At 42.2% G+C, this 11,346-nt stretch carries 14 protein-coding genes; all 14 read right to left on the minus strand.

Annotated features, from left to right (window positions below):
- Window positions 1–111: 111 nt before the first annotated feature.
- Entirely contained in the window at window positions 112–303 is a 192-nt protein-coding gene (locus AAC052_RS23140; protein ID WP_339790931.1) for a hypothetical protein, read from the minus strand.
- 2 nt (window positions 304–305) lie between these two features.
- Window positions 306–578 carry a helix-turn-helix domain-containing protein gene (locus tag AAC052_RS23145; protein WP_339790933.1) on the minus strand — a complete coding sequence of 91 codons (273 nt, stop codon included), beginning with the start codon at window positions 576–578 and terminating at the stop codon, window positions 306–308.
- 1,849 nt (window positions 579–2,427) lie between these two features.
- The gene (locus AAC052_RS23150) at window positions 2,428–2,913 is read right to left on the minus strand and encodes a heavy metal-associated domain-containing protein (RefSeq protein WP_339790935.1); all 486 of its coding nucleotides are present in this window, start codon (window positions 2,911–2,913) and stop codon (window positions 2,428–2,430) included.
- An 18-nt stretch (window positions 2,914–2,931) separates the two neighbouring features.
- Complete coding sequence (locus tag AAC052_RS23155) at window positions 2,932–3,768, minus strand: hypothetical protein (RefSeq protein WP_339790937.1); 837 nt, start codon at window positions 3,766–3,768, stop codon at window positions 2,932–2,934.
- A 10-nt stretch (window positions 3,769–3,778) separates the two neighbouring features.
- Complete coding sequence (locus tag AAC052_RS23160; RefSeq protein ID WP_339790939.1) at window positions 3,779–4,183, minus strand: hypothetical protein; 405 nt, start codon at window positions 4,181–4,183, stop codon at window positions 3,779–3,781.
- A gap of 11 nt (window positions 4,184–4,194) precedes the next feature.
- A complete protein-coding gene (locus tag AAC052_RS23165; protein ID WP_339790941.1) occupies window positions 4,195–4,548 on the minus strand; it encodes a heavy metal-associated domain-containing protein in 354 nt (117 codons plus the stop codon).
- 460 nt (window positions 4,549–5,008) lie between these two features.
- Window positions 5,009–5,191, minus strand: a complete 183-nt coding sequence (locus tag AAC052_RS23170) for a hypothetical protein (protein WP_339790943.1) — start codon at window positions 5,189–5,191, stop codon at window positions 5,009–5,011.
- 80 nt (window positions 5,192–5,271) lie between these two features.
- Window positions 5,272–5,544 (minus strand): thioredoxin family protein, encoded by a 273-nt coding sequence (locus AAC052_RS23175; RefSeq protein WP_339815637.1) that lies wholly within the window; start codon window positions 5,542–5,544, stop codon window positions 5,272–5,274.
- Window positions 5,545–5,610: 66 nt separating this feature from the next.
- The gene (locus tag AAC052_RS23180) at window positions 5,611–5,991 is read right to left on the minus strand and encodes a metal-sensitive transcriptional regulator (protein WP_339790947.1); all 381 of its coding nucleotides are present in this window, start codon (window positions 5,989–5,991) and stop codon (window positions 5,611–5,613) included.
- Between the two features lie 292 nt (window positions 5,992–6,283).
- Window positions 6,284–7,954 (minus strand): mercury(II) reductase, encoded by a 1,671-nt coding sequence (gene merA / locus AAC052_RS23185; protein WP_339815638.1) that lies wholly within the window; start codon window positions 7,952–7,954, stop codon window positions 6,284–6,286.
- A 3-nt stretch (window positions 7,955–7,957) separates the two neighbouring features.
- Window positions 7,958–8,164 (minus strand): cation transporter, encoded by a 207-nt coding sequence (locus tag AAC052_RS23190; protein WP_339790951.1) that lies wholly within the window; start codon window positions 8,162–8,164, stop codon window positions 7,958–7,960.
- 133 nt (window positions 8,165–8,297) lie between these two features.
- Window positions 8,298–8,936, minus strand: a complete 639-nt coding sequence (gene merTP, locus AAC052_RS23195) for a mercuric transport protein MerTP (protein WP_339790953.1) — start codon at window positions 8,934–8,936, stop codon at window positions 8,298–8,300.
- A 77-nt stretch (window positions 8,937–9,013) separates the two neighbouring features.
- Window positions 9,014–9,388: a metalloregulator ArsR/SmtB family transcription factor gene (locus tag AAC052_RS23200; RefSeq protein WP_339790955.1), complete on the minus strand. Its 375-nt coding sequence runs from the start codon at window positions 9,386–9,388 to the stop codon at window positions 9,014–9,016.
- Between the two features lie 406 nt (window positions 9,389–9,794).
- Window positions 9,795–11,346: heavy metal translocating P-type ATPase (locus tag AAC052_RS23205; RefSeq protein WP_339815640.1), on the minus strand; the 1,552-nt coding region annotated here is incomplete at its 5' end.

An 11,346-nucleotide genomic window follows, 5' to 3' on the forward strand; every position in this document is an offset into this window, starting at 1 on the left:
TCAAGTTGCGAACGGTGGCTCTGCCCCGTTCCCACTTGCTTACTCCCCCCTCCTTTCCTCAGTACCATGCTAAACGCTCGCTGGCACTTCATCCCACAAATGGGTATACCGTTAAAAACTCATCCCTTTATTTTTGCCTCTATCCTTCCCGTGGGCAACCTCCATCCCCTTCACAAGCCCAACTCTATAGGGGCTTTTTACGTCTCGAATCGAATCCAACAACTCTTTCAAAAAGTTTGGATTCTCTGTAGCTAGCATGTAGCCGTGGTTAAACCCTTTGAGGGTTAATTGGTATTCATCCATTTCTAGAATCGGTTTAGTGCTTGGTCGTCCAGAAACTGCAGGATTGAATTGGAGTCATAGAGGATGTGCTTAAGCGAGAGCCTGGCGGCCCGAATCTTACCTGTGTCTTTATACTTCAGAAGCGTGGTGACTGAGCTAATCCTTAGCAGCCGCATGGCTTCTTCCGGAGATACCCACAGGTCTTTTGGTTTTCCCTTATAAGTTGGGCAAGTTTGGTCTATAACCTGTTCGGTAAGTTTCACCAGGAACAAGTCTTGAATACAAATTAATGGCATACCCCCTATTTAAATATTTGAAGAATGAGTTAATTTCTACATCAAATGGAGGACAATAAATCAGACTTGTCAATATTGATTTTTTAGTTAATTATGCTATATTCTATTGTAATATATTTTACTATACATTTTACAAATATTTTAACAAATGTTATTACTAGACTTTATATTTATATAGAACAGTATTGTTTAGCTAAATTTTGCTTTCAACATTCTTGAAGGGGCTGCTTCTCTTAACACCCCCGTGAAAAGGCTTCTATTTCGAAAACATGCAAATTTGCTCGTAAATGATGAAAAATTACTCCGATGCACTTGACCTAAGGGACAGATCAAAGCTTCACTAACCGACTTCTTTCAAACCCCACTGCATCTTCCAAAGTGTAATTTGTACTCAAAGTGGTATTAATTTATTTAAGCTAAATTTGACCGATCTGACAAACCGGTTTGAGCACCCTCTGGAAAAGTGCTATTTTCGGCATGCTTTTTTCTTTGTAAAAAATTTTAAAAGTCTTCCAAAAGTCTTTCAGTAGCGCTTCGTTTCGAGGTGCGCCAAAAATCTTTTAGTGATTTTCCGCCCTTAACTACAACACGTTTTTAAGCCAATTTACCTGCTTGTGCATTGACCATTGTTTACTCACCCATTTACTCTTCCAATAAAATCAAGTGAGCAAGAGGCCTTGATATGTAGGCCATTTTGTAGGCTTCAAACCATGATCTTCAGTATTCTAAATGGTAGGCACTCTCATCGGCCATCGCAAGAAACAAGCTACCGATGAGGGTCTCATATCCAATAAAAGATAAAATGAAGATCACAGGAACTAAGTCGACTATTTCTCCCGCAATGAAACAGCAAACCATATCACCACAAATCTCAATAGTCCTGAAATAGAAGAGTGTCATGACAATTGGGTGCGGAGTGGGCCAAGGGAGCAGATGAATGTAATTTCTTTTGTTAAGCCCAGTGGAAGGGTAGCTGTCACCAGCCGCCATTTAGGTCTTAACAAGTTCATTATCAATTAATTAAAAGCATTGTAAATTGGCTTTAAAACATAAATCAGGACAAAACCGCAATAGATTGAAATTCAGCAACTTGGCCTTAAGGAAAAATTGGGGCGAAATCGCAAAACGCTTAATAGGCCCGGTGTTAGGTTTCTTGAAATGTCCGCCCCGAAGGAAAAGTGAATAGTTAGGATAAACCTTTTCGATTGCTAACTATAATATCTTGGGCCTGGCTCTATGACCGTTATGTTTCAGAGAATTCTAAACCGCCGTGGCTGTGGCCTTTTCCTTCGGTACTTCAAATAGAGGTCATAGTCCCAAGCATAAGCTGCTTCTACGTCCGGAATGCCAGGGATCGCCTGTGCATCAAGCCACCTGGGAAAATCCGCAGAGTTGCCAACTTGATCGACAATTACGTATTTCAAGCCCTTGAACTTGTAAATTGGGGAACTTTTGGTCGTTGGAGCGATTAGTAATCATATATTTGGGACTCAAAAGCCACTAATTTCATAAAAATAATTGCGAAGAACTAGAAGATTTGCGTTTGTCAACCTTAACTTATCCACGCATTACCTAATCAAATATTTAGCACAGTGAAGCGCTATCAGGAAACTGGTAGCGCTTTCTTAATTTAAAGTAGCGGAAAGAAAACAATAATATTGATCGATACCATAAATTGGGTCAAATAGGAAGATTAATGTGGGCGACCGCAAAAATCCCATTGGAACGCGTGGTAGCCAAAAAAGGCTAAATGATGACTACTCAAGCAGAACGTAAACGGAGTCAGGGATTTCTACAGAGGTTAGACCTAGACTTAACAAAGCATTTTTCTTTATAGGGTTCTTTCTAATTATAAGACTTCAGTTATTCTAATTTTCCATTTATTACTTAACCCACCATCCACCTCGTCTTTTACCCACCCCATCAGCTTAAGTTTACCGGGCTTAAGCTTTGTAAGTATGTCATCAGAAGTATCTGAGGTGACTTTGAATGTTTCTCCGTTTACGCTTACATTCCACTCATTTCCATCGTTCACCAGTTCTCCATTTAACGTGACTTCTGCATTTCTGGCTGAAAACCCGTTATTCTTTACTTCCATTTGGATTTCTTGTAAGGACAAATCATTATCTACAGCTAGCTTAAGATATGCCTTCCCATCGTTGAGGCTTACTTTGACACTTTGCAAGCCATCCATTTTTTTTAGTCCACGCTCCAGCCCATAGGCACAAGGGGCGCAGTCCATTCCAAATACCTCCTGATCTACTTTTATCAACTGACCTATTGCACTAGAGAAGCTGAATATGCTCAATACTACTATTATTCCTATCTGTTTCATATTTCTGTTTGTTTAATGTTACAACCAATAACTAATATTTATTGAGAGTCTATATTTTTCATTTGATCCCTGGTTCACTTCCTGATAAGCAGGGAATAACGCTCCAAAAGATATACCCCAAGCTCCGTAGAGACCTAAAAATGAAGGGCCAATCATTACTTTTTTCCCTCTTTTGTCCATCGGAGACAGTTGGCCTTCAAAGGTGTCGCTTCCTGGAAACTCAGCCAGAGATTCCACAAAAATCCGCCAATCGGGTTTTGGATAGTCTCCCATGAAGATGTTGGGACGATAGCCTATAACCAAACTTGCGTATGGCAAATCGCCCACCTGATCATTTGCTTCTTCAAAATAATACTGATAGCCGCCACCTACCCAGGCGTACCAGGTTCGGGAAGCATACCCGGTAGAGATCGCTCCATGAATTGAATTACTAACTTTAGTCTGTCCTCTGGTTTTCTCAGTTGGGGTTGAAACACTCAAAATGGCCGTAGATTCAAATCTTTTCCCCACGCCAAATGCATTGGAAAAAAAACGATACCATACCGAAGCTTCAATATCCCCATTGGCTGGCATATTGCTATTTCCCCTAGTCCTAGGCGGATCTGAAAGCCGATTGATCACTGTCGGGGTAGTGATATTTAGCTGTAGGTCTTCTGTAACACCATAAGACCAGATATACCTGAGCATGAAAGACTGACCATATTCTGTACCAAGACTCATAGCCGCAGCATTAAAATCTACTCCTCCCTTGGCCAAAGTAGGGGTTTGTAGTCCGAAGAGCGGGCCGTGTCCCTGAGCGTAGGTTTTTGAAAGTGCCAGCATGGCAACTATTACAATTAATACTGTTTGCTTCATCTTTTACTTTTTAAATCCCTAAAAATTCTTGCAGCGGAAGCAGCAAATACGCTGAAAACAAACCAAGCGTATAAAGCCCAAAGGATATCCAGAGGATGATCTTACTCCACCGGGCAGCTGTATCGCAGGCAGTTTCATTTCCATATTCATCTATTTCGCAAACCTGATTTTTCTTTCTGCCATAAAAGACCCAGAAATTGAAACCAATCAATAATCCAGCCCCGAGAAAAGTCCATTCCTTGTATTTACTTAGTGCGATCAGAGCAGGGAATTCAGATACTATTCCGGCCACCACTGCACCCATACCTATTGCTACCAGCAGTGATGGTAAAGCACAGCACAACAGGGTAGATATCGAAGTGAAAAGGGAAGCTATGCTGATGAAATCGTCTTTAAGTTTTATAAGCTTTTGCATACTGGGAACAATTATAGGTTCTCTCCATGTGGGGCTTGTTTAGCTTTGACCTTATAGCCTCGGTCTTTAATCATCTCTATCAATTCTTCTTGTGTGATAAGTTTTTGATTGTACCAAATGACTGATGACTCTGTTGCATATGTGGTTTTGCTTTTCTCAACGCCGCTTTGTTGTTTCAGCATGTTATCAATCCCATTGGCACATCCGGCCTGGCAACTCATGCCTTTTACCTGAAGCGTCAGCTTAGTGGGTGTAACTAATTCTTTTCCCGCAATTGAATCTACATTTTCGTTTGTCTGAGCAAGAACATCCACACTCATGGAGAGTCCACTAAGCATCATTGCTATGATAATTATCTGTTTCATAATGGAACTGTTTACTGTTGTTTTTCACAATCTAGATGGGGAGTAGGGGTGGTCACCTAAACTTTTACAAAGTTTTTTTTCTATCCTTCCTTGGGCCAAATAGTGGGACTATATGCCAGTATGATAATATTCTTCATTGCATATTGACCTTGGATGGTCAGTGCAAAAGGAAAATTCTCAAACATTAAACTAGAAAAAATGATGAATGTAATGAACGCACCAAACATGTGGATAAATAATAACTATCAAAACTGGCTTTAACAACTTACTGGAGATTAGTAATAAGCCGGAAAGACTTTCAAAAAGGCAAGTAAATTGGTACAAACCAGATGAGAGAGACATAGGGTCAACCCCACTAACTCAGTGACCAGTTAAAAGCCTGAGAACAATTAATTACGAAGAGGCCCGGGCTAAAGCTGTCAATAGGATAAAAGCGATAATGATACCTTAATGATTTTTCCTATTCCACCCGGCCTGAAATCCTTCTATAAAAAAGTATAGAAATACCGGATACAATCATAAAAGCTGGTACGCCAAGACCAATCTGCGGCTCAGGTCCAAATACCTCCGATAGTCTCGGGATAAGCGGATCCATCATATACGCCTGAAAAAAATCAGGGAAGCTGCTAAGAACTGAAGACATACTATTTTCTTCTTATCTGTACGAGTCATGATTAAAAAACACTCAGGTCTGCTGCTGGAGTTTGACTAAATGGCACACATTTATCTGCCTTGACCAATTCCAGCTTTGATTAGCTGTTCTCTGGAAATACCTTGATTTTGACAGCAAGACAGAAGTACTCCATCTACTGCAACTGCTGGCACTTTCTTGATAACATAAGCTGCAACTTTATTCAGGCATGTTTGATCATCGCATTGCTTTACTAAATCATAGATGGAAATCTCGTACTGATCATAAGCAAGCTCTTCTACCATTTTGACTACCGGATCACAAACTGGACAACCCGCAGTAAAAATTTCAACTGTTCGTTTCATGATTTTTTTATTGAATATTGATGAAACAAACCTAAGACTTCGGGTGGGGTGGGCTCCCAGTAAAAGTTAAAAAAATTGTATTTTATCCGGTTGAATGAATTGATCGAGGTGTTTTTTAAGCTGGACTATTTCCTTCATTTTTACAGTGAGGTCGTCCGCTTCTATAGCAGGAAACTGTTGGCGCAGAATTTCAATTTTCTCCTCATTTCCACAATTCCCAGGACAAGCTTCCGAAGTTTCAGAAATCTTAATTGCCAGGGATTTTCTAAAGGTTTCGTTCAATAATAAGTAATGAGCCGCATCTAAGCCGCTCTTTGCTGCTTTGAACTGTACAAGAATCTTTTCAGGATCTTTTCCTTCATCCAGCATTTTGATCAAACCTTCTATCTGACCTTTGATACTTTGAAGGCGATTTTTTACGTCTTTCGTTAAGTCTTTGGGAAGCATTGTTGATTTAATAGGTTATCGTAAATAGATTGGAATATCTCAATATGTTTTTCCATTTCTCTAGATTATATGAATGATAGACTGAGAAGATACATGTTACAAATGTCTGACTTCTACCACAGTTCTTGGGTAACCAACCTGTGTATCGCATGTTGGCAGTTGTCATCCTTGTATATTAATTGTTAAATTGCAATAGAAGTTTCCTTGGCGCAAAATAAGTTATAAAAACGCCTAACAAGCTACCATTATTCCAATTCTGTCACACTTGTTGATAGCTCTTGAAAATGTTCATCTAGCTCGCACAACAGCTCAACTCTGACACGTCTTTATCGAAGGTGATGGCGGCTAATTTCACCCCTTCAGAAAGTGTCAGGTAGGGATGAAACATATCGGCCAAGTCATGCACGGTCATGCCCGCCTTAATTGCCAGGCTAATTTGCATGGCCAACTCGCCACCCTCCGGCGCTATGATCCGACCGCCGATCAGTTTATCTGTTTCACTGTTTCTAATCAATTTGATAAACCCACGTGTGTCCAGTGCTGCTTGTGCTCTCGGTATCTCGCTCAACGGCATCACACTGGTTTCGTAGGGAATACCAGCTACTTCAGCTTCGGCCTCATCCATGCCTGCTCCGGCAATCTGAGGGTCTGTAAATACCACCCAGGGTAGGCCGGTATAATCCACCTTGTCACCAGCACTTTTGAAGGCATTGTTCACTGCGACTTTGCCTTCTTTGGCTGCTGTGTACACGAAAGCCGGGGTGTTGGTACAATCACCAGCGCCGAAGATGTGCCTCACATTGGTCTCTTGCCGGTCATTCACCCGAATATGGCCGCTTGTCTCTGTTTCTACTCCAGCTTTTTCTATATCCATGCTGAAGGTGTTGGCTTTCGTTCCTGTGGCCACCACCACATGAGTAGCTTCTACAATTCCTGTATTGGTGTGCGCCAGCACTTTATCTCCTTCTTTGATAAATTCTGAGATTGATACATTCGTACGAATATCTATTCCTTCGTTTCTGAAATGGCTGGTCAAGTCGTCAGTAATGTCCTCAGTTTGCTTCCGAAGAATTCGTTCTGAGCGGTGAAGAATCGTGACTTTAGTACCAAACCGATGGTACGCCTGGGCTATTTCCAAGGCGATATATCCTGCGCCCAACACGATGAGGTGCTTAGGTTGTTCCTCCATTTCAAACAGACTAACATTGGTGAGGTAGTCAATTTCCTTTAACCCTTTAATATCGGGCACGTTGGTCGTCGCCCCGGTAGCCAACAAAAACTTCATGCCTTTGTATTGCTTGCCATTCACTTCGATGGTGTGAGGGTCTACGAATTTTGCCCAACCTTCCAGAATAGTGATGTTTTCCAATCCATCTACCACGTCCAGATATTTCTTTTTTTGTAAAGCAGACACCAATTCTTTTTTCTGCTGGATGGTCGCCTTAAAATCAAACTTCGGATTGGCACCCGCCACGCCATTGAATGGAGAATGCTGCGCACGATGAATCTGCTCAGCAGCCCTGATTAGATGTTTGGAAGGCACGCAACCTACATTTACACAAGTACCTCCAAAGTCCAATCCGGCATTCACCATGAGCACGGTAAGTCCCAAATCATTGGCCGTAGTGGCTGCAGAAAATGCCGCAGAACCACCGCCTATGATGATGAGATCATACTGATTGGATTCGGAAGAGCCACTGGAACCGTTTGTTCCCAAAACAACTTTATAGTGTCCTCCTCGATTAATTGTATCTATAATACTATCCTTGCTGATACGATCAGGGTTATAGCTAAACGTACCTTTTCCCGCTTTATAGCTTACCTCTTTAGATAGAATACCTATTTCCTTCTCGAAACGTTTTTCGATAGACGTGGCACAATGGTCACAGGTCATGCCTGTGATTTCAACTATCATTTCTTCAGCTTCAACAGGTGGCTTACGCTTCATTAGATTTTTGAACATAACTTATGATTTTTGCTTTTCTGCTTTGTATCCTAATTTTTCAATTACATCAATGATGGTCTTCTCATCAGTCTTTTTTGCATTGTAAGTGATCGTGAAGGTGTCTCCGGGATAAACCACATCGTCTTCTATCACACCGTCTGTTTTGGAAAGGGCTTTATGTACCCCACTGCTGCATCCGGCGCAGGTCATACCAGTGATTTTCAGCACAACTTTCTTTTTTACAATCTCCTGCTTTTGAGCTTTGGAAACTTCTTGAGCTTGTAACTAAACGGAAAACAATATTCCGACAATGGCCAAAATGATAAGACTAAACTTTTTCATATTAGTTATTTGATGGGATTCATTTACTTGATTCTTTAATGGATTGAGTACCAACTACTGTGTAGCCAGTGGCATTAATTGATTCGGTCAGCGTGTCGAGGCTGAGCACTGAGGCATCGTACTCTACGGTAGCTTCTCCCTTCTCCCAAGAAGCATCGACTCGCACAATTCCGGCATTCTCGCTCACAGCATGTTTGATGTGCTCAGAGCAACCCTGACAAGTCATTCCTTTAATATCGAAATGTACTTTCTGGATATTGGAAACTTCAGTGATTACAGCAGTGCTTTCTGTTTCAGGGTAGAAAATGTGTGCGTAGTTAGGAAAGGAAAGCATCGCTACAGCAAAAATCGTGATGATGCTCAGGAAGGTTTTTGTTTGCATAAATGGCTTCTTACCAGGCGTTAATTCGCACCCACAATCATCAGCCGCTTTTACCGGCTTCAACTTCTGATACCAGGCAAAACCCAACACCAGCACCGTAACCCCAATAAGGTAGGGGCGAAAAGGTTCCATCCATGAGAAGGTAGCTGCAGCTCCGGTAGAACCAGCCACTAAAGCAAGTACCGGGGTGATGCAGCAAAGCGAGGCACCTATGGCTGCCAAAATACCTGTGGTAACAATTCCTTTTGATTTCTTTGAACTTTCTAAATTTTCCATGACTTCTTTTTACTTTTTTATGACCGAAACAGTGCTGTCAGTATAATTTTTGACGCATAACTTTGTTTTGACGGGCGTCACACCAATGGGCTTGCCACTTTAGCAGATTCGAGCTGATTGAAAAATGGCTTTAGTATTTCTAAATTTTCTTCTATCAGCGAATAGAAGACCGTTTGACCAACCTTCTTGTCCACTACAAGGCCTCCGTCTTTGAGCTTTCGCAAGTGCTGCGAAACTCCGCCGACTGAGATTTCTAAAATGTCACTCAAATCACAAGGGCACATCTCGCCTTCCCGCTTTAGTAAATAAAGAATTTTGAGACGAGCAGCGTTGCCGGATAAATTAAAAAGCCTGGTCAAATTTTTAAGGGTACCTTCCAGTTCATTTAGTTCATCCTTGCATTCTTGAATTTGGACATGATCCGCTAATACCCTGATACACGTGTTGCTCATACATTTTAGTGTTTTAGTATATACTTAAACACTAAGATAGAAATAAGGTTTAATTATTTTAGTAAAAACTAAAATAAATAAGCCTCAAAATTGCTCCATATCAATTCAAAGCATAAAACTGTTACCCTCTCGAATCTCCCTGCTGCCACTGAGCTATTCGAAAAAGATAAAGTTGGTCTTCAGACAGCCCCCCGGAAAGACGGCTGTTAACATCTCCATCGAGCATATCACTAGGTGATATTGAGTAGCTGCAATACCAGGGAAGTTTGATGGGCCAAAGGAAGGACAGCTAGACTGGGTGGCCACACAAATCGCATTGAAACTCACGATAGCTTAAAACGGCCAGATGATCACTCCTCAAGCATAACGAAAACACTGAGTATAGGGCTTTCTTGTTAATGACAAACTATCTTTTATGAGCCAACAAACGCAAAGCGTTAAAGACCACAACCAATGTAGATCCCTCATGGATCAAAACTGCTGGTCCTATAGTAGCAATACCGGAAATTGTAAGTGGAATCAGGACAGCCACTACTCCCAGACTCACCCAAAGGTTTTGCTTGATAATGCCTTTGGCTTTTCTGCTTAAACCGATAGCAAAAGGTAAGGTTTCCAGCTTATCGGCCATCAGAGCAATGTCCGCAGTTTCCAGAGCCACATCACTTCCTGCCGCTCCCATGGCTATGCCCACCGTACTGTTGGCCATGGCCGGAGCATCGTTCACGCCATCGCCTACCATGGCTACTTTAGATTCCTTTTCCTTAAGTTTTTTAATGGCTTCTACTTTTTCTTCCGGCAGCAGGCTGCCCCAGGCATCTGTAAGGCCAATTTCTTTAGCTACCGCATCGGCCACTTTCTGATTGTCACCGGTGAGCATGATCATGCGTTTGATACCAATCTTTTTCAATTGCGCTAAGGTATTTTTCGCTTCTTCTCTTGGCGTATCCATCAGGGCGATGATGCCTATGTAATCGTCATTCTGTCGGATGAGCATGGTGGTATTGCCATCAGACTCTAAGGACTTTACTTTTTCTTCTATTTCCTTTGATGGCTTCTTATCATCCAGCGACTCAAACAGGTCCAGGTTGCCAATGTAGACTTTGTCACTTCCCAATGTGGCTTTGATCCCTTTCCCAAGCACTGCCTCCAGGTCTTTCGCCTCAGGTATGTCAGCACCCTTCAGTCGCTCCTTCCCGTCACGCACTACGGCCTTTGCCAGTGGGTGATCACTAAGACCCTCTACCGCAACTGCTATTCTCAGTAGTTCTTCTTCTTTCACATCCTCCAAGGCTACCACCTCCGTTAACTTAGGCTTACCTTCTGTTAGTGTTCCGGTCTTATCAAAAGCCAGGGCAGTAAGTACGCCTAAATCTTCCAATGGGCGGCCACCTTTGATAAGTACCCCACTTTTGGCTGCCCGGGCTACTCCACTGAGCACCGCACTCGGGGTGGCGATAGCCAAAGCACAAGGGCTCGCAGCTACCAGTACGGCCATGGCGCGGTAGAAGCTTTCGCTAAAGGTCTCGTCAATGACCAGAAAAGCAAAATGGAGCAATACTACCAGTACCAATACAGCAGGCACAAAGTATTTCTCAAATTTGTCTGTAAGTTGCTGGGTAGGCGATTTCTGGGTCTGGGCTTCATTCACCAGTTTCACCAGGCGGGAGAGCGTAGAGTCCTTCGCTACTTTTATCACTTTAATTTCCAGTGTATTATTGCCATTGATCGTACCGGAAAAGGCACGGTTCTCGTCCTTAATGTCTTTTTCCTGTGACCAGTCTTTATCGGGATCATCTACAGGTTCTTTATCTACGGGCACACTTTCCCCGGTAATAGGTGCTTGATTTACGCTACTCCGACCATCTACTACCACACCATCGGCTGAAATTTTGCTATTAGGCTTCACTACGATGATGTCTCCAATGCTCAGTTCTTCTATACCTACTTCTTCTGTTTTT

This window comes from uncultured Imperialibacter sp., from assembly GCF_963974565.1.
GTDB classification, from domain to species: Bacteria; Bacteroidota; Bacteroidia; order Cytophagales; family Cyclobacteriaceae; genus Imperialibacter; species Imperialibacter roseus.

Excerpts from the sequence above, each read along its gene's own strand:
- AAC052_RS23140 (WP_339790931.1), bottom strand. The coding sequence starts at position 303 with ATGGATGAATACCAATTAACCCTCAAAGGGTTTAACCACGGCTACATG.
- AAC052_RS23145 (WP_339790933.1), bottom strand. The coding sequence starts at position 578 with ATGCCATTAATTTGTATTCAAGACTTGTTCCTGGTGAAACTTACCGAA.
- AAC052_RS23150 (WP_339790935.1), bottom strand. The coding sequence starts at position 2,913 with ATGAAACAGATAGGAATAATAGTAGTATTGAGCATATTCAGCTTCTCT.
- AAC052_RS23155 (WP_339790937.1), bottom strand. The coding sequence starts at position 3,768 with ATGAAGCAAACAGTATTAATTGTAATAGTTGCCATGCTGGCACTTTCA.
- AAC052_RS23160 (WP_339790939.1), bottom strand. The coding sequence starts at position 4,183 with ATGCAAAAGCTTATAAAACTTAAAGACGATTTCATCAGCATAGCTTCC.
- AAC052_RS23165 (WP_339790941.1), bottom strand. The coding sequence starts at position 4,548 with ATGAAACAGATAATTATCATAGCAATGATGCTTAGTGGACTCTCCATG.
- AAC052_RS23170 (WP_339790943.1), bottom strand. The coding sequence starts at position 5,191 with ATGTCTTCAGTTCTTAGCAGCTTCCCTGATTTTTTTCAGGCGTATATG.
- AAC052_RS23175 (WP_339815637.1), bottom strand. The coding sequence starts at position 5,544 with ATGAAACGAACAGTTGAAATTTTTACTGCGGGTTGTCCAGTTTGTGAT.
- AAC052_RS23180 (WP_339790947.1), bottom strand. The coding sequence starts at position 5,991 with ATGCTTCCCAAAGACTTAACGAAAGACGTAAAAAATCGCCTTCAAAGT.
- merA (WP_339815638.1), bottom strand. The coding sequence starts at position 7,954 with ATGTTCAAAAATCTAATGAAGCGTAAGCCACCTGTTGAAGCTGAAGAA.
- merTP (WP_339790953.1), bottom strand. The coding sequence starts at position 8,936 with ATGGAAAATTTAGAAAGTTCAAAGAAATCAAAAGGAATTGTTACCACA.
- AAC052_RS23200 (WP_339790955.1), bottom strand. The coding sequence starts at position 9,388 with ATGAGCAACACGTGTATCAGGGTATTAGCGGATCATGTCCAAATTCAA.